This is a genomic window from Streptomyces sp. NPDC001153 (assembly GCF_053598315.1).
This window is the reverse complement of the sequence record NZ_JBSFJZ010000087.1, coordinates 1-17,828: the sequence shown is the minus strand read 5'-3', so window position 1 is coordinate 17,828 and position 17,828 is coordinate 1. Positions and strand designations below refer to the sequence as shown.

Below are 17,828 nucleotides of genomic sequence, written 5' to 3'. Positions count from 1 at the left end.
CTCACCCGCATCTACCGACCGCAGACCAACGGCAAGGTCGAACGCTTCAACCGCACCCTGCTCGACGAGTGGGCCTACCTGCGGCCCTACGCCAGCAACGACGAACGCACGGCCGCCCTGGCAGACTTCCTGCACACCTACAACCACCACCGCTGCCACACCGCACTCGGCGGCCAACCACCGATCAGCCGCGTCAACAACGCTTCAGGTCAATACACCTAGGGCCTGTATTTGGTCTTGATCGTGTGACGGGGCGGAGGCGGTCCCGCTGGAGGCGTTCCCTCGGCCCGTCGCGGCGCCGAGTCGATTGCGCCGTCACATCCGCCGAAAATAGTAGCCTTGGACATAGTAGCCATGTAATCTATTCGCCATGAGCAAGGGTTCACCGGGCCCCACGCCCGGCTTCCTGGTATGGCGGCTCGCCAACAAGTGGCGCGTCGCGGTCGACCGCGCGGTGGCTCCGCTGGGTATCACCCACGCGCAGTACGTATTGGTCGCGTCGCTGCACGGCATGCAGCGCGCTGGCGAGCGGCCCAGCCAGCGCCGGCTCGCCGACCACACCGGCCTGGAGGCGCTCTATGTCTCGAAGCTGGCGCGCGTCCTGGAGTCGGCCGGTCTGATCGAGCGCACCCGCGACTCCCGCGACCCGCGCGCCGTACAGCTCGCCCTCACCGAGCAAGGACAGGCTGTCACGCGGCAGGCCATAGCGGTGGTCCAGGGACTGCTCCAGCAGCTGCTGGAGCCGCTCGGCGGCCTCAACGCCCCGAGGACGCGCGCGTTCACCGCCGAGCTGACGGCCCTGCTCGACGTACCTCTCGCTCCATCCGTACCGAACGACCAGAGCACCCGGAGGAGAACGCCATGACCACCACCGCATCCACCGCTACCGCGCCCGTCGCCGATGCCCGCGCCCTCGCCCTGGCCCACTACGCCGCCCGCAGCGTCCTGGAGCACGTCCTGGCCCGGTACGGCGCCACGTTCCAACAGCAGGTCGCCCTGCGCGCTGCCATCACCACCGAGACCCCGCAGACGTCGGACGATCTCATCACCCAGGTCCAGGGCTCCCTCAAGGCCGATCCGGCCGACATCCGCGCCACCCTCGACGAACTGCTGGCCAAGCAGCTGCTCGTCGCGGACGGCGCGCACCTTCGCCCGACGGACGCTGGGCGCGAGCTGCTCGCCGCCACCGGAGCGGAGACCGCCCCCATCTCCGCCCGCATCTGGGGCGGGATACCCGCAGAGGACCTGACCGCCGCCGGCCGCGTCCTCGCCCTGGTCACCGAGCGCGCCAACGCGGAGCTTGCGGCGCTGACCGCCTGACCTCGCGACCGGTCCTGTAACTGGCTGTGATCACAAGCTGGTTCGGGTGAGGTCGTTGATCCAGATCATGGAGGCGCGGAGATGCAGCCGGCGTGCAGTCCATGGGCCGAGTCGGATCTTGTTTCGATAACGCAGTCAGCGAGGCGTTCAACAGCGTGCTCAAAGTGGAGTACGTGCACCGTCACGCGTTCCGCACCCGCACCGAGGCCCGGAGCAGACTGCCGACGCTCTCCTCGTCGCGTTTGAGGCCGGGAAGCCCCGCCGTCTGCCCGAGCTGTTGGTTGGCTTCGGCTCTGAGAGCTGATGCTGTCGGCGACGGCCACCCTGTCGCGTCGTGTGCTATGCCATGTTCCACAGCGTGGCGATCTCCTGCGCGGCCGCCCGGCCCTGGGTGAAACCAGCGTGGCCCGCAGGGGTCCTGCTGGCAGGGGACAGCGGGTCGGTGCCGAAGGCGGCAAGAGAGGCCTCGTCGGGGGTGATGACCTCGACGAGGCCGCCTCGCCGGGTGATCGAGGCTGCGTCGGCATCGAGTACAGGGTCGGGCATCGGAGCGATGACGAGAGTGCGGGCGTAGTCTGCCGCGAGATCGAGGTTGGTGAGCGAACGGACGCCGCCGTCGATGTAGCGGTCGTCGCCGACTGTCGCGGCAGGCCACACACCGGGAATGGCGCAGCTCGCCGTCACAGCGTCCACCAGGTCGACGCCGGAGGTACGGTCGAAGATCCGGGTCTCACCGCTGACAGCGTGTACGGCGATCACCGACAGATTGCGCTCCGGCCACCTGTGGGACGGCAACCGGGCCTCGATGACGGCCCTCCGGGCGGCCTCGGTCACGGTCTCGGCGGCCAGAGCCATCTCACCCATCCGCCGCAGGCGTTCCACCGGGTCGGTGACCTCGGCGTCGACTTTCGCGGCGAACTCGAAGGCCTCGACGAGCGCGCCGTCCCGCGGCGTCAGCTCCTCCTGCTGCAGCGCGGGGTCCACCTGGGCCCGGAACAGCGCCGGCAGCTCTACACCGCTGGTGAGCTGTGCGGCCACCGCCGACCCGGCCGAGGTCCCGAACAAGGCGTCCGCGTCGGTGACATCTACCCCGGCGTCGGCAAGACCGGCCAGCACGCCCGTAGCCCAGGCTATTCCGGCCACTCCGCCACCGCCGACGACCAGCGCACGTTCGTTCTTCATCCCTACCCCCAGCTGCTCATCCGGTTGAACGTCACTGCAAAGCCCCAGGTGGGTAGGGATATTCCTCAGCGCAGCGTTCGCCGATAGACGGACACCAGCCCGCCCAGCCCCCTGCCGCATCCGGTAGCTGGCTGAGCCCCGATTTTTTGTAACGGTCTGCGGAGGAGTCGGCAGACCGTTTCCAGACCCAGCAACTGCCCTGATCGACTGGGCCGGAACCCCGTGTGGCCACCTTGTCACCGCCGCTCGAATCGCTCGGTGTGTGCGATGGCTCGGCCGTAGACCGCCCTCGACGGCCTGCTGCGACGGCCCGGGCGGAGTAACGCGAATCGAGCCCAGAGGTCTTCGGCGTCGTTCCGAGCCTTCGTGGGACGGCCGCTCTCACTGGCTCGGTGGTGGCTCGCGAGTGGCTCTCGACTGGCTCGCATACGAAATGACCTGTGCAAACGCGATGCTCGGTGAGGACATACCCAAGGCGCCCCACACGCGCGGAGCGACCACCGCGGAGATCGGACACGCAAGGGGCGATGGCAAAGACCGGCCGACACGGCCACGCCGGCTTACGCGCACCGGTCGCAGACCGGCACGACGACGGCCCAGCCCAGCCCCGGCCGCCGGTGTCGAGGGCGACCAGGAGGCAGCCGTCGGCAACCATCGCGACATCTACCGCCGAGTTCCGTAGGCCCCGCTTGCGCGAGCGGTATCGAGGGCTTGGCGGCGGTAATCGCTGGGAGTTCTGCCGTACGCGGCGCGGAACGTACGGCTGAAGGCGGTGGCGCTGGTGAACCCCCAGCGGGCGGCAATGGTTTGCACCGGCTCGTTGCGCAATTCGGGGCGGGCCAGCTCACTGCGGCATTGTTCAAGTCTCCGCCGCCGAATCAATGCGGCGACGCTCTCCTCCTGACCTTGGAACAGCGCGTACAGGCTGCGCAATGAGAGGTGATGACGGTCGGCGATAACGCCCGGGGTCAGCTCAGGGTCGCACAGGTTGTGCTCGATGAAGGCGGTGATCTGACGGAGCAACGCGTGAGCCCGGAGCTCCGAAGGCACTGCCCTCACGGCACCGAGCCGGTGCGCCAGGCACGAGGTAGCCAGTTCCACCGCCATGTTCCCAAGTCCGCCCAGTTCCTGGGGCCGGCAGTCGGGGCCGTTGCCGGCGAGCGCGACCAGGAACTGGGCCAGGATCGCCCCCATGCCCGTGCCACCGGGTATGCGCTGCGCAAGGAGCCGGTCAACCTGCTGCGTGGGCAAGAGCATCTGCGCCTTGGGTATCTGCAGAACGAACGCCTCGACGCTGCTGCCGTCTGTTCCGGAGCCGGACTCGTAGGGGCGGGATGTGTCCCACAGCACCATGTCCCCGGCCTGCAGCACCGCCTCGCCACCCTGTTGCGCGAACCACGCGGAGCCTTTGGTCACCAGCCCGAGTTGGTACTGCTCCGGGTCTCCCTTGCGGATCAGCGTTGGCGTGCGTCGCGAACGGAGCGGGGAGTAGGAGAACCTCGACACCTGGGCGGTTCCGAGGTCCAGCACGGCGCCCTCGGCATAGAACCCAGCGGCGTCCTGCGGAGTGAGCGCCGACGGCATCAAGGCACCGGACACCGCGTCGGCGAACCAGTCGAACCTGTCTGCTGCCGGCACCGCTCCTGCGGAACCACCCTGCCACATCGTCAAATCCCCCCGATACCCTGCTTCTCACCGCCGGTGCCTGCACCTGCAGCGATCAGAAGTCTGACGGACGGGGCGAGGCACTGCCATCACGACCGACTCCCGGTATGGGGAGGAGCCCTTCTCCCCGCTGCACGCATTGTGCAGGAGGACTGCATGGCATGCACACAGCAGCAGGCTCTCCGTTCATAGGCTGCGTCCCGCTCGACTCTTCTCAACCCGATCGGGGGAGCCTTGAACATCAAGCGGATGGCCAAGCACTTCGGTGTCGCAATCGCGGTTCCCGTGCTGTTCGCCGCCACCACCGGCATCGCCGATGCCAGCACCACCGCGCCGTACGTCGGCTACGGATACTCCACCAAGTACAACGCCGTGTTGTGCGTCCAGCACAACCTGAACTACGCCTTCCAGAACACGCCCCTCGCGAACCAGAACCCTCCGGCGCAGCTGGCCGAGGACGGGATTTGGGGGAACAAGACCTGGGGCGCTGTCGAGTGGTTCCAGAGCAAGATGAACATCCAGGCGGACGGAGTTGTCGGCCCGAACACCGGGGACTGGCTCGCGGGCTATGGCGACCCGGGCTCTCTCGGCTCGCCCTACCGCCCCTGCTACCCGTACATCCCCACCTCGTGGTGACGGCGTCGAACAGGAAGGCCGCGCACATGAGCATCGTGCGCGGCATCACCAACGATCTCTGACCGCCTGCAACCACTGAGAACACCCGGTTCACCCAGCCAAGGCGCGACCCGGGAAGGACAGGGCTGTCACCAGGTCCGGAGCACGCCAGAGATCTTTCCCGGATTCCTGTCACATCTGCGTGCGCCGATCCGTCAGTGCGGTGAAGACGCCAACCAGGCCGATACGAAAGAGAACAAAAGCCATGACGGACAGCTCTATCTCCCGGATGCCCAACCCGGCCGAGTTCGTGCCCGAGCTCAACGACATCAGCGCCGCCCTTTTCCGGGCCACGGGCAACCACTCGGTGCCACGCACCACGATGAACCTCGTCCACCTGCGCGCCGGGCAGATCGTCGGCAACACCTACCTGACGATCCTGAACACCGGCTTCCTACGCAAGGCCGGGGAGTCCGAGGAGCGCATCACCGCCGTCTCCTCCTGGCAGGACGCCCCCTACTTCACCGACGCAGAACGCGCCGCCCTCGCCCTGGTGGAGGCCACCCTCCAGCCCGCCCCGCACGGCAAGGAGCGCGTCTGCGACGAGCTGTACGCCGAGGTGGCGAAACACTACGACGAGAAGGCGCTGGCCACCCTGACCATCGCGATCGGCCAGATCAACTTCTTCATCGCCCTGGCCGTCATCGGCAAGCCGCAGCCGGTCACCTCCCTCGCGGACGAGCAGTGGGACTGACCTGTCCGTCAGCGAGGTCGGCCGACCCGGCCACGCGGGTCCGCATGGTCGTCGACGAACACCTACAGTGCCGCTAGGAGGGCGTCCAGGCTGCTTAGGTTCTGTGACCGCGTAGACACCTCAGGCGATTAGCAGGTCAAGCGGCGACCGGGAGTTCGGTGGGGAAGGCCGTGCTCTCATCGAACAGTGTGTGGTTCTGGAGGCAGTGGTAGAGCTGGCCGATCATGCGGTTGAAAAGGTTGCGCTGGGCGGCGGCATGCCAGTCTCCGTGGTTGTCGCGCCGCCTGCGGTAGTGGGCCTTGGCGCCGGGCGAGGCAGTGATCGCGGAAAAGGCCCACAAGTAGCCGGCGTGGTTGAGCCGGTCGTTCTTCACCCACCGGCGGGTGATGGACGACTTCTTGCCGGAGGCGCGGGTGATGGGTGAGGAGCCGGCGTACGCCTTCAGACCGCGGGCGTCGGCGAACCGGTGCCGGTCGTCTCCGATCTCGGCCAGCACCCGGGCGCCGAGCTGGACGCCGAGACCAGGGAAGCTGAGGATCACGTCAGCGTCCGGGTGCTGAGGGAAAGCCTCCTCGACCGCCTCGGCGAGGTCGTCGGCGGCGGTGCAGGCAGCCTCCAGTTGGACCAGCAGGGCCACCATCTGCTTGCCGAGCGCGTCCTCGACGAGCGGCGGCTGGTGGGCCCACTCGGCGCGGAAGACCTCGCGGAGCCGTTCGGCCTCGGCTTCGATGCCTCGCTTGCGGCCAGCGCGTTTGAGCGCGGCCTGGATCTGCGTGCGGGTCAGCCGGGCGGCCCTGGTGGGGGTGGGGGCGGTCTTGAGGAGTTCGCGGGCCTCGGGCCGGCACAGGCCGTTGTTCCACTTGGCGAAGGCGTCCAGAGCGGCCGGGTAGTACTCACGGAGCAAGGACCGGAGCTGGTTGGCGCACTGTTGCTTGTTCCACGTCGCGTCCTGCTGGGCGCGGGCGAGGACGGCGAGGGCCTGGGCGAGGTCGCTGTCCTGGGGCAGGGGGCGATGGGCGTGCATGTCGGTGCGGAGGATGTTCGCCAGCACCAGCGCGTCGCCGGGGTCCGACTTCTTGCGGGAGACGCAGTGGCGGTCGCGGTAGCGGGCGGCAGCCATCGGGTTGATCGCGAAGACCTGCCGCTTGCCGGTCCGTAGCACCGCCACCAGCAGGCCCCGGGAGGCCTCGATCACCACCGGAATTGGGTTGTCCTCGGTGTCGCCGTATTCGGCGAGCAGGTCCAGCAGGATCCGGTAGCCGAACGCGTCATCGGCGATGTGCCGCTTGGCCAGCAGCTGGCCGGAGTCGTCGACGAGGGCGACGTCGTGAGTTCGTTCGGCCCAGTCGATTCCACAGTAGATCACGTTGCTCCTCCCCTGAGCGTTGACTGTTTGCGCTGGTCACGAGCGCATGCGGGCCACGCAGCGACCTAATTCAAGGACTCGACCCCATGGCCGGTCCGCCACCTCAGCAGCCGTTCGTGGCGCCAGCTCACCCCACGGGCCTCGGTCTAAGCCGGAGCTCGAACGGCTCGGGCGTATCAAGAGGTCACCGTGCGACGGGCTCGTACCACAAACACCAACGAGTGGTCAGGCGACAGGTGTTGACGTAGTGGCGGCCGCGAAGGCACCGAGCGTCACCGCTCTACGCGGAGGCATCAACGCCGTGTTCGCCGAAGGTATCCGCCCGGTACCCACGCGACCGCCACCACGAGATCCGCCGGACCGTCCGCCGCTCTGATGCGAGGCGTCAGTCGCCAGGCAACGTTTAGACATCACGGTCCAGTTCGAACAGCACCGCAAGGTTCACAGCTCCTCGTGGCACCGTTAACAAGGAAATAGGTTCGCCGGGTTGGCCATGCTGCGCAGGGGAGTTGACGGCGCGCGTATGGTGGAGAGGAAACGCATCAACGCCCGCCCCGGGTTATGAGCCGGGCGGGCCGAACGGGGGAAGAAAGGTGCGTGCCCGATGACGATCGGGCTCCTCTTCACGATCGCTACTGTGTTCTACGGGGGTACGGTCTCGATCCTCGCTCTTACTGCGACCTTTGCTCCGCGTCGCACGCTGCGGCGTGAAGCGCGCAGCACCCTTGCTGTCCTGGTACGGGGGAGGGCGGTGGAGTCGCAGCAAGTAGACGGCGTGGCAGTAGGCCCAAGCAGCTGAGCGGTCACGGCGAAGTCAAGTGCTGATCCGTTTTCGGCGCCCGGGCACGCCAGCGCCGGGGTTGGTCAGGCTGCCGTTGTGAGGGGGCGGACGCCCCCTCGACTCGGCGGCCTTATCAATCCAGTGCGATGAAGTCGAACCAAGCATCAGGCCGACAGCAGGGGCGGGATTGGCCTCGTGATCGCGGCAGCCGGCAGCAGAACGTCAGGTTCGGCGCCGGGATCCTCGGCGATGACGAGGCTGGCCGCGTCGATGTCGAAGCCGTTTGGCCAGATGGTCAGGTCGCTCGCCAGTGCGCCTTCGAGTCTCGCGTGCTGCAGGTCGGCACCGCTGAGGTCGCAGCCCCGCAGGTCAGCCAACCGCAGATCCGCACGGACGAACACCGCCCCATGGGCCCGAGCCTTGCGCAGGTTCGCCTCCCTGAGGTCCGCACCGGAGAAGTCCGCCTCCCGCAGGTCGGCCTTGACCAGGCGTGCGCCGCGCAGATCGGCTTCGAGACAGCGGACCTGATGGAGAATCGACGTCCCGAGTTCGGCATACCGCAGGTTGGCTTCGATCAGTGACGCCCCGCTCAGGTTGACCTGGTACACGCTCGCCGCTTCCAGGCATGTGGCGTCGAGGTTGACACCGTTCAGCCACAGCCCGTCGCAGTCGGCTCGACGAAGGTCGGTGAAGCTTACGTTGAGCCAACCCGGGCTGCGTTCCTGGCCAAGGACTCCGAGGCAGGTGAGCGCCACCTGAGCATCGGCGGCACGGGTCTCCAGCGGGCGTACCGAGTTGATGGACGCGTCCGCCGCCGGAGCGCCCGGCTCCTGTGGCGGCCACGGCAGATGTGTCCGAAGGTATGCCGCCATGATCGAGACGACGGCTTCGTGGTCGCGGGCGGAGTGGTCCGCGATCCGCCACAGTGCGTAGATGCCGCCGATCCGCACGTCCAGTTTGTCACTGCCGAGCTGTTCCACTGCCCGGCTGAAGCGATCGGTGACATTGCCCTCCCGGGTGGCGTTCAGCCCGTCCTGGCTGACACGCAACTGCCGCCAGGTGGCGTAGGCGCCGAACAAGACGACCGCGCCACCGACCGCCTGCAGCAGCGTGGTACGCACGTTGTTCACCGCGTTCATCCGGTCCGCGGCAGCAAGGTGGCCGCCAGCGAGATCGTGGTCCACCACCATCCCTGGAAGGACCAGGAGCACTACGGACAGCACGGCCAGTGCGGCCACCCCGACCAACGCCACGGCCACCGTGCGAGTCGCGCGCCAGCGGCTACGAACACTTTCCCCCATAGCCATCGGATCCTAGAGCAAAGCCGAACCCGGCGAACCTGAGCGGTCACGGCACTAGCCGGCCCCCGGCACGGTCACCCCGCACACCCCAGACATCCGGCCATCCGCACTCCGGGTGCGCCCGAGACTTTTGGCACCCCACAGGCTGACGGCCGCGAGTGCGCCGCCGGAAATCACGTAGAGATCGTCGCGTTACGAGCCGCACTTAATGTCCCCTCATGGCGGATATATTTGACGCGTACGCGTTGGCCGACGCGTGGGACGAGATGTTTGTGCGGCCGGGTGAGGTCAGGACCGCCTATGAGCCGGTACTGGCGGCGCTGCAGCCGATCGCACCGAGTGAACTGCGTTTCAGAGCCGACCAGATGGCCCGGGCGTTCACCGACCGTGGTGTGACCTACGCCTTCGCGGGCGAGGAGCGGCCGTGGCCACTGGACCTCGTGCCGCGCATCCTCGACGCCCTCGAATGGGATCTCATACAACGCGGCGTCGGCCAGAGAGTCAGGGCCCTGGAGGCCTATCTCGCCGACGCCTATGGTCCCTGCCGTGCCTTCGAGGACGGCGTCGTGCCCTGGCGGCTGCTCCTCAACTCCCCCCATTTCCACCGCGTCGCGCACGGAATCGAGCCTCCCGGGGGCGTGCGCATCCACGTCGCCGGCATCGACCTCGTGCGCGACGAGGCCGGGGACTTCCGGGTGCTGGAGGACAATGTACGGGTGCCCAGCGGGGTCTCGTACGTGATCGAGAACCGGCGTGCGATGACCCGCATCTTCCCCTCCCTCTTCGCCGAGCAGCATGTGCTGCCCGTCGACGGTTACGGGCACCGCCTGCTGGCCGCCTTGCGCGCCGCCGCGCCCGACGGCACCACCGACCCCAGGGTCGTGGTACTGACCCCCGGGCCCAACAATGCGGCCTACTTCGAACACGCCCTGCTCGCCCGGCTGATGGGCGTGCAGCTGGTGGAGGGACACGACCTGCTGTGCCGGAACAACCGCGTGTGGATGCGGACCACGCGCGGCGAGGTGCCTGTCCACGTCGTGTACCGGCGTCTGGACGACGACTTCCTCGATCCGCTGCACTTCCGGCCCGACTCGGTGATCGGTTGCCCGGGGATCATGAACGCGGCGATGGCCGGCAACGTCACGCTCGCCAACGCCGTCGGAAACGGGATCGCGGACGACAAGCTGCTCTACACCTACGTCCCGGATCTGATCCGGTACTACCTGTCCGAGGAACCGGTCCTGCCCAATGTGGAGTCCTACCGGCCCGACGAACCGGGGCAGTTGGAGGCGGTCCTCGACCAGATCGAGCAGCTCGTCGTCAAGCCCGTGGACGGAGCGGGCGGTCAGGGCATCGTCATCGGGCCGAAGGCCGACCCCGACACCCTCGAACGCACCCGCAAAGCCGTCATCGCCGACCCGCGCGGCTTCATCGCGCAGCGGCCCGTCGCCCTGTCCACCTCCCCCACCCTCGCCGGCGAGGGCATGGCGCCGCGCCACATCGACCTGCGCCCGTTCGCCGTGCACGACGGCAACGATGTCTGGGTGCTGCCCGGCGGCCTCACCCGCGTCGCCCTCCAGGAGGGCAACCTGATCGTCAACTCCAGCCAGGGCGGCGGCTCCAAGGACACCTGGGTACTCGCCGAGGGCCCCGCCGAGCGGCCGGCCTCCGTCGGCTCCGGTGATCCGCCCGAGGTCGCTCCCCGCCAGCTGGGTCCCGACGGCACCACCACGGTCGTACAGGAAGGGGCGCAGCAGCAGTGAACGACGTGATCCTCTCCCGGATAGCGGAGGCGCTGACCTGGACCGGGCGGTACGTCGAGCGGGCGGACGCCACCGGCCGGATCCTCGACGCCTATCTGCACCGCATGCTGGAGGACCCCTGGCGCGACGAGGACGTGGCCTGCCGGTCGCTGTACGCGATCCTCGGCGTGGACGCGGGGGCGGAACCCGTGGACATGCAGCAGGTGCTGGACCAGCTCGCGTTCGACGCCCGCTCGACCGGTTCCATCGAGGGTGCGCTGGGCGCCGCCCGGCTCAATGCCCGCAGCGCCCGTGAGGCCGTCTCCTCGGAGATGTGGGAGTGCCTCAACTCCACCTGGCACGCCCTCGCCGACCAGCGGCTTGCCGCCCGCCGTACGGGCCCGTACGCCTATCTGGAGCTCGTCCGGCGCCGCGCGGCCCTCTTCTTCGGGCTCGCCGACTCCACGATGAGCCGGGACGACAGCTGGCGGTTCGTCATCCTGGGCCGGAGTCTGGAGCGGGTCGACATGACCGTACGGCTGCTGAGCGTGCGCGTGCTGGACGCGGCGCACGCACCGGACTGGCCGACGCTGCTGAGCGCGAGCGGCGCCGACGAGGCGTACGCGCGCGTGTACGGCGGTTTCGGCGACACCCCGCGGGTGGCCGAATTCCTGCTTCTGGACCGGGACTTCCCGCGCTCGGCGCTGCATGCACTGACCACGGCCGAGGAGTGCCTGACCGCGCTGGGCCGCCCGCGCCAGGACCCGGCACGCCGCCCGATCGGCCGCCTGCGTACCCGCCTTGAGTACCTGGACTCGAACGCCCTTGAGGAACAACTACCGGTACTGCTGCGGGACTTGCAGCAGGCTTGCATGACGTCCGCCGACGCGGTGGCGGAACGGTTCTTCCCGTACCAAGGGGCCGTCGAGTGGGCCCAGGAAGGAGTGTGAGCGTGACCAGGAAGGGAATCCGCCGCCTCCGCATCCGGCACGTCACGCACGTCTCCTACGCGCAGGCCGCCGTCTCCTCGCACAACGAGGTCCGCATGACCCCGCTGACGCTGCCCGGCCAGACCGCCCTGGACGGCCGGGTGACCGTCGGCCCGGCGGCCGCGACCTGGTCGTACTGGGACTACTGGGGCACCCAGGTGACCGGCTTCGACCTGATGGACCCGCACTCCGACCTCACCATCACCGCGTCCAGCCTGGTCGAGACGGCCCCGCCCGGTCCGCTTCCCGAGCCGCCCGGCTGGGCGGAGGTGGCCGAACGCACCACGCGCTCCCGTCTGCTGGAGTTCGCGAACCCGACGGTGCGTACGACGGTCCCGGCGGAGCTGATCGCCCACGCGCGGGACGTCACGGCGGGCCTCGACCCGCACGAGATGGCCGTCGCCGTCTCCTCGCTGGTCGCCGACCGGGTGTCGTACCTGCCCGGCACCACCGGCGTGACCACCTCCGCCGCCGAGGCCTGGGAGCAGGGCACCGGCGTCTGCCAGGACATCGCCCACGTCACCATCGCCCTGCTGCGGGGCCTGGGGCTGCCGTCCCGCTATGTCTCCGGCTACCTGCACCCGGAGAAGGAGGCCGAGCTCCACCGCCCGGTCGCCGGGCAGAGCCACGCCTGGATCGAGTACTGGGCGGGCGGCTGGTGCGGCTACGACCCGACCAACCGCACCCGCGCCGACGAGTCCCACGTGGTGGTCGGCCGCGGCCGCGACTACGACGACGTGCCCCCGCACAAGGGCGTGTACCGGGGGGTGGCGGGCGGGCCGCCGGAGGTGACCGTGGAATTCACACAGGTTGCCTGAACGCGACAGAGGGCCGGGAATCACTCCCGGCCCTCCGGACGACCCCTTCATGACGCGTCACCCGACACCGAGCACGTCGGGCGAAGTCCGCTGCGGTTCGGCAGCCCCCTGAAGGGGTGCGGGGCTGTGTCTGATATGCCCCTTGCAGCCGGGCGAAGCCGTGACCATCTGACGAGCCCCGCCCTCCAAGACGACGGATCACCCGCGACCCATCAGACAAGCCCTGGCCACGACGGCGCCACAGACGATCGGCGGCACATCGTGGCACGTCCAGCTGGGCGCTTGGTCAGCTCTCCAGTGCAGCGGCCTCCTTGACGGCCACTCCGCTCCGCCCTTCGGCCATCAGCGTATCCACCAGCCCGACGATCCGGCTCGCGGCTTCCCGCACCGGAATCCCCGCGCGGTGGATGTTGGAGAGGAGGTTGCGGTCCGCGTCCGTGTGCCCGGGACGCGGCCGGTACGCCAGGTACGCGGAAAGGCTTTCCGCCGTCGCCAGGCCCGGGCGTTCACCGATCAGCAGCACGACCACCGCCGGGTCCAGCAGCTCGCCGATCTCGTTGAGCACGCCGACCCGGCACTGCCGCACCACGATCGGACGGCCCACCGACCAGCCGCGCGCCGCGCAGCCCTCGTGCAGCAGCGGCAGGAGAGCCGGCACCTGGGCGAGTACGGCGGTGCAGGACAGCCCGTCGCCGATCACGAGCTGCACGTCCGGGCCGGGACCGTGCTCGGCCCGGATCGCCTGCCGCGCCTGCGGGGTGAGGCGCCGGCCCAGGTCGGGGCGGCGCAGGTAGCGGTGCCGGGAGTCGGCCATGGTGGCGACCACCGTCCAGGGGAAGCGGTCGGCCAGCGCGGCCATCCCAGGGCCGTCGAGGTCCAGCGGTGTCGAGACCGCGTCCCGCGCGGCCGCATGGTCGCCGCGCAGGGCGAGCAGGGTGGCGGTGCGGTAGGAACTGCCCGCCCGGCCCGTGAAGATGCGGGCGGGGGTCGCCGCGCGCAACCAGGCAGCGGTTCGCTCCGCGGACGTCGGTCCGGCCGAAGGGGCCCAGAGCTCCAGGTGCTCCGTCACGCCACACCCCCGGGGAGGAGTTCGCGCAGGGCTCCACTGCCTTCCAACGCGGAGGCGAGCTCGGCCGGGCTGGTCGGCAGGGCGTGCGCTTTGCCGCCGGGGCGGCCGTCGGAGGAGATGCCCATCTCGGCCAGCCAGAACTCGAACTCCGGAGCGGTGCGCAGGCCCAGCGTCCGGCGGACACTCACCACGTCGTGGTAGCTGGTGGTCTGGTAGTTGAGCATCACGTCGTCCCCGGCCGGGATGGCCATCACGAAGGTGCACCCGGCAGAGGCGAGCAGCACCAGCAGGTTGTCGTTGGAGTTCTGATCGGCGTCCGCGTGGTTGGTGTAACAGACGTCCACGCCGGTCGGCACGCCCATCAGCTTGCCGACGAAATGGTCCTCCAGGCCTGCGCGGGTGATCTGCACCGAGTCGGCCAGGTACTCCGGCCCGATGAAGCCGACCACCGAGTTGACCAGGAACGGGTCGTAGAGCCGGGCCACCGCCTGCGCCCGCGCCTCCAGGGTGAGCTGGTCGACGCCGTGGTGGGCCTCGGCGGAGAGCGCACTGCCCTGGCCGGTCTCGAAGTACATCACCTGCTCGCCGGCGAACTCGCCCGCCCGTTCGGCGTGGTGGGCGAGCACAGCCTCCCGGCCGCGGGCGAGCAGCCCGAGGTCGATGCCGAAACTCGCGTTTGCCGCCTCCGTCCCGGCGACCGACTGGAAGAGCAGGTCCACGGGTGCGCCCGCCTCCAGCGCGGCCAGCTGGGTCGTGATGTGCGCCAGCACGCAGGACTGGGTGGGGATGCCCAGCCGGGCGATCAGCTCGTGCACGCCGCGCAGCACCTCGCCGATCACCGGCACAGACTCGGTGGCCGGGTTGACGCCGATCATCGCGTCACCACAGCCGAAGGCCAGGCCGTCCAGCGCGGACAGCATGATGCCGCGCACGCTGTCGGTGGGATGGTTGGGCTGGATACGAGAGCCGAAGACGCCCGCACCGCCCATGGTGTTACGGCAGCGGGTGGTACGGCGCAGCGGGGCGGCCGCCACCACCAGGTCCAGATTGCTCATCAGCTTGGCGCAGGCGGCGGCGATCTCCGGGGTGATCGCCGCGTGCAGCCCACCCGACCAGTGCTGCCGGAAGTCGGGCTCCAGGACCGACTCGCGCAGTTCACCCACGGTGAGCGAGGCGAGCTCCGCGAAGCGCGCCGGGTCGGCGGGCACGGAGACCGCCTCCGTCACGGCGTCCTCCACGACGGGAGTCGCGGCGATCTCGGCCAGCCGTACGTCGGCCAGGGCGAGCTTGGCCGCTACTCGCTCCCGCTCGCTGCGTGCGGCGAGTCCGGCGAGTTGGTCACCCGACTTCACCTCGTTCGCCTTGGCCAGCAGCTCGGGCAGCGTGGCGAACGTGAACCGCTCGCCACGCAGAGTGCCGCGGTAGACCATACTGTCAACCTCTCCGAACTCTCTTTGCGGTACGCATGAGGGGCTTTCAGCGCTCGTGGGACTCGGCCAGCACGGTGCTGCCGATCCGCTCGTAGCGCGCCCGGTCGGTGGACCGGAGCACCAGCGCCGTCACCGCGCCCAGCACGCCCACACCGATCACCAGGTAGGGGGTGAGGGTGTAGACGGGGCTGTTGGAGGCGGCGCCCGCCGCGAAGGAGAGGTTGCTGAACAGCAGGTAGACGACGTAGGCCATGCCCGCCGCGCCCACAGCCGGGCAGAGCAGGGTCCGCCACCAGCTACGGGTCTCCGGGTGGCGCTTGCCGCCGTGGAAGTACCAGATCACCGAGACGGAGCAGATCGCCTGGACGATGAGGATCCCCATCGTGCCCATGATCGCCAGCAGGCCGAACTCGTAGTAGTACGGCACGTCCGGCGCGGCTTTACTGGGGGCCTGGAAGAGGAAGAAGTACAAGGTGATGAGCAGGGTGATCACGGACTGCACGATCGAGGCGACCCACGGGGACTTGTGCTTGTCGTGGGTGGCGCCGAGCGGGGTGACGGCCTTGTGCAGGCCCTCGCGGCCGATCGCGTAGAGGTAGCGGGAGGCCGAGTTGTGGAAGGCCAGTGCGCAGGCGAAGGAGCCGGTGACAGTCAGGACCTGGTAGAGGTCCTTGGCCCAGACGCCAACGAACTTCTGGGTGATGCCGAAGAAGAGATCGAAGGGGTTGCCGGTACCGCCCTGGGCGATGGTGACGGCGTTGTGCGCGCCGTTGCCCGCGATGGTCATCCAGGAGACGAAGGTGTAGAGCGCGCCGAGCGCGATGACGACGAGCAGGGTGGCGCGCGGGATGATCCGGGTCGGGTTGCGGGACTCCTCGCCGTAGACCGCGGTGGTCTCGAAGCCCACCCACGACCAGAAACCGAAGAACAGACCGATCGCCACGCTGCCGCCGGCCACCGCGGTGAAACCGCCTGCCGGGTCGAGGGAGCCGGTCATCAGCCCGTCGGGGCCGCCGCCGTGGAAGAGCACCGAGCCGCCCATCAGCAGCAGGATCAGTACCTCGGCGACCAGGAAGACGCCCAGCACCTTCCCGGAGAGCTCGATGTCGAAGTAGCCGAGTACTGCGATGGTGAGGATGCCGAAGAGCGCGTAGACGATCCAGCTCAGTTTCGGCCCGCCGAAGGTCTCCACGTCCGTCTTGAAGAAGGACGCGAAGATCCCGATCAGCGAACCCTCGAAGACCACGTAGGCAAGGGTCGCGATGAGGCCGCTGGCCAGCCCGGCGACCCGGCCCAGGCCGCGGGTGATGAAACCGTAGAAGGCGCCGGTGGCGGTGATGTGCCGGGCCATCGCGGAGTAGCCGATGGTGAAGATCACCAGAACGGCGGTGCAGAAGATGAAGGTGGCCGGGGTCCCCGTGCCGGCTCCGGAGCCTATCGCTATGGGCACGTTGCCCGTCATGGCGGTGATGGGAGCGGCGGTGGCCAGCACGGTGAAGACGACGCCCCACATGCCCAGCGCCCCGGTGCGCAGGCGCTTGGGCTCGGGAGTGGCGCCCGTGCCGGGACCGCCGAGAGGCGTGTGGGCGGATTCTGTAGTAGTCACGCGATCTGGCTCCGGATGTTGCGGGATGTTGCGCTGGACGGTGTAAGTGCCCGATCGTCGCGAACCCTCTTTACGGAATGCGGCGGCCGCCGTTTCGTCCTCGTTAAGCAGGGCGAAAGAGACATATCTCATGCCATTCGTGGCCGCGTAGGCCGTAGTGAGGAAGTCCTGCGACACCTCCGCGAGCCGTAATTGCGTCGGGGGCGGTTCGCGTTGAGGGCCCGCGATCACGCCGGCGGCAGAGCCGCCGCGTGCGGAAGACGGGGCCGCTGAAGCCTGTGTGGCTATGTGTGCCGGATCAGACGGCGACGTTGGGCTCGAGCCGTCCGGTGAGCCGCTCAACCCGCCCCAGCTGGGTCCCCGCCCTGGCCATGGTGGGAGCGAGCACACTGCCCGCTCCAGCGAGTACGGCGCCCTGCGGGCGAGGCCCATGGACGTGACCGGGTGCAGCGCCCGTGTGACGGTGAAGCGCATCGAAAGCCTGACGGCCGTAGACCACCCCGCCGGCGTCAGGCACTGTCCCGGAACGCTGCAACTCTTCCAGCTCACGCGAACGGCCGGCGCCACGGTGCAGGCTACGAGGGTGAGACGCAGAGAACCGCCCGAGGTCGTCATCGAGTACGTCTTCGTGGATGGACCCGAAGGTGAGCAGCTGGCGATCAAGCAGGGCGAAGCCATCCGTGATGTCCTCGCGTGGCTGTACACGCACCCCGGCTGTGCGGAGCGCAACAGGGAACCAGACGGCACCTTCTCCGGGCATGGAGGCCGGCCTTGCCGTCGGGCTCACGGCGTTTGTTCCCTGACAGGTGAGCACCCTTGGAGGAGCGGCGTAGCGCGGTAACAACAGGACGAGCGGTTCCCCTCCGTCACTGTGGCACGGTCATGGACTTCGTCGGCCCGGGCCAGTCGGCAGGCCCACCACCCAGTCCCGAGACGAGGCACCTGCCCCGGTTCCCCATTCGACTCGCGCCGGACCAACGCCTACGATCTGAGCAACGGAGTCGTAAAGGCCTCCGACTTGACCTCCTCGGCGGTTACGCGGTGGCCGGCGGTCTCCAGCGGGGCTGCGGTCCGGTCCACGACGTCGTCGACAGTGACGCCGGGTGCGAGTTCGACCAGCCGTAGACCGTCGGCCGTGACGTCTATGACGGCGAGGTCCGTGATGATCCGGTCGACGACATCCAAGCCGG

General features: G+C 68.9%; 15 protein-coding genes and 1 pseudogene. 8 read left to right on the top strand and 8 right to left on the bottom strand.

Annotated elements, in window-relative coordinates; translation table 11 throughout:
- The 3 genes from ACWDEN_RS46390 to ACWDEN_RS46380 form a co-directional block, all read left to right on the top strand.
- On the top strand, nt 1-222 hold a 222-nt coding region (locus tag ACWDEN_RS46390; protein WP_450864058.1), incomplete at its 5' end, for an integrase core domain-containing protein.
- A 148-nt stretch (nt 223-370) separates the two neighbouring features.
- A complete protein-coding gene (locus tag ACWDEN_RS46385) occupies nt 371-865 on the top strand; it encodes a MarR family winged helix-turn-helix transcriptional regulator (protein ID WP_450864056.1) in 495 nt (164 codons plus the stop codon).
- A complete protein-coding gene (locus ACWDEN_RS46380; RefSeq protein WP_376288554.1) occupies nt 862-1,320 on the top strand; it encodes a MarR family transcriptional regulator in 459 nt (152 codons plus the stop codon). Before ACWDEN_RS46385 ends, ACWDEN_RS46380 begins: the two co-directional genes overlap by 4 nt.
- A gap of 339 nt (nt 1,321-1,659) precedes the next feature.
- On the opposite strand, the gene ACWDEN_RS46375 is transcribed toward ACWDEN_RS46380, so the two are convergent.
- Nucleotides 1,660-2,502, bottom strand: coding sequence for a patatin-like phospholipase family protein (locus tag ACWDEN_RS46375; RefSeq protein WP_450864054.1), 843 nt, complete (start codon nt 2,500-2,502; stop codon nt 1,660-1,662).
- 663 nt (nt 2,503-3,165) lie between these two features.
- Nucleotides 3,166-4,140 (bottom strand): AraC-like ligand-binding domain-containing protein, encoded by a 975-nt coding sequence (locus ACWDEN_RS46370; protein ID WP_450864053.1) that lies wholly within the window; start codon nt 4,138-4,140, stop codon nt 3,166-3,168.
- A 276-nt stretch (nt 4,141-4,416) separates the two neighbouring features.
- On the opposite strand from ACWDEN_RS46370, the gene ACWDEN_RS46365 reads away from it, so the two are divergent.
- Together ACWDEN_RS46365 and ACWDEN_RS46360 are read left to right on the top strand one after the other, a co-directional pair.
- Nucleotides 4,417-4,803, top strand: a complete 387-nt coding sequence (locus tag ACWDEN_RS46365) for a peptidoglycan-binding domain-containing protein (protein WP_450864052.1) — start codon at nt 4,417-4,419, stop codon at nt 4,801-4,803.
- Between the two features lie 244 nt (nt 4,804-5,047).
- The gene (locus ACWDEN_RS46360) at nt 5,048-5,536 is read left to right on the top strand and encodes a carboxymuconolactone decarboxylase family protein (protein ID WP_450864050.1); all 489 of its coding nucleotides are present in this window, start codon (nt 5,048-5,050) and stop codon (nt 5,534-5,536) included.
- Between the two features lie 136 nt (nt 5,537-5,672).
- Here the strand turns inward: ACWDEN_RS46360 and ACWDEN_RS46355 are convergent, their stop codons facing one another.
- Together ACWDEN_RS46355 and ACWDEN_RS46350 are read right to left on the bottom strand one after the other, a co-directional pair.
- Nucleotides 5,673-6,902 carry an IS110 family transposase gene (locus tag ACWDEN_RS46355; protein ID WP_450864048.1) on the bottom strand — a complete coding sequence of 410 codons (1,230 nt, stop codon included), beginning with the start codon at nt 6,900-6,902 and terminating at the stop codon, nt 5,673-5,675.
- A gap of 945 nt (nt 6,903-7,847) precedes the next feature.
- Entirely contained in the window at nt 7,848-8,921 is a 1,074-nt protein-coding gene (locus tag ACWDEN_RS46350; RefSeq protein ID WP_351623407.1) for a pentapeptide repeat-containing protein, read from the bottom strand.
- Between the two features lie 281 nt (nt 8,922-9,202).
- On the opposite strand from ACWDEN_RS46350, the gene ACWDEN_RS46345 reads away from it, so the two are divergent.
- Genes ACWDEN_RS46345 through ACWDEN_RS46335 form a run of 3 tightly spaced genes read left to right on the top strand, consistent with a single transcriptional unit; the run spans nt 9,203 to nt 12,533 of the window.
- Nucleotides 9,203-10,747, top strand: coding sequence for a circularly permuted type 2 ATP-grasp protein (locus ACWDEN_RS46345; RefSeq protein WP_351607113.1), 1,545 nt, complete (start codon nt 9,203-9,205; stop codon nt 10,745-10,747).
- A complete protein-coding gene (locus ACWDEN_RS46340) occupies nt 10,744-11,676 on the top strand; it encodes an alpha-E domain-containing protein (RefSeq protein WP_351607115.1) in 933 nt (310 codons plus the stop codon). The genes ACWDEN_RS46345 and ACWDEN_RS46340 overlap by 4 nt, the downstream gene beginning before the upstream one ends.
- A gap of 2 nt (nt 11,677-11,678) precedes the next feature.
- Nucleotides 11,679-12,533 carry a transglutaminase family protein gene (locus ACWDEN_RS46335; protein ID WP_351607117.1) on the top strand — a complete coding sequence of 285 codons (855 nt, stop codon included), beginning with the start codon at nt 11,679-11,681 and terminating at the stop codon, nt 12,531-12,533.
- Nucleotides 12,534-12,819: 286 nt separating this feature from the next.
- On the opposite strand, the gene eutC is transcribed toward ACWDEN_RS46335, so the two are convergent.
- From eutC to ACWDEN_RS46315, 4 genes and pseudogenes are all read right to left on the bottom strand, one after another.
- Nucleotides 12,820-13,602 carry an ethanolamine ammonia-lyase subunit EutC gene (eutC, locus tag ACWDEN_RS46330; protein ID WP_351607119.1) on the bottom strand — a complete coding sequence of 261 codons (783 nt, stop codon included), beginning with the start codon at nt 13,600-13,602 and terminating at the stop codon, nt 12,820-12,822.
- Nucleotides 13,599-15,032 (bottom strand): ethanolamine ammonia-lyase subunit EutB, encoded by a 1,434-nt coding sequence (gene eutB, locus ACWDEN_RS46325; RefSeq protein ID WP_450864045.1) that lies wholly within the window; start codon nt 15,030-15,032, stop codon nt 13,599-13,601. Before eutB ends, eutC begins: the two co-directional genes overlap by 4 nt.
- Before the next feature lie 46 nt (nt 15,033-15,078).
- The gene (locus ACWDEN_RS46320; protein ID WP_351607124.1) at nt 15,079-16,638 is read right to left on the bottom strand and encodes an APC family permease; all 1,560 of its coding nucleotides are present in this window, start codon (nt 16,636-16,638) and stop codon (nt 15,079-15,081) included.
- Between the two features lie 981 nt (nt 16,639-17,619).
- Nucleotides 17,620-17,828 (bottom strand): annotated as a pseudogene (locus ACWDEN_RS46315) (hypothetical protein); the annotation flags it as partial.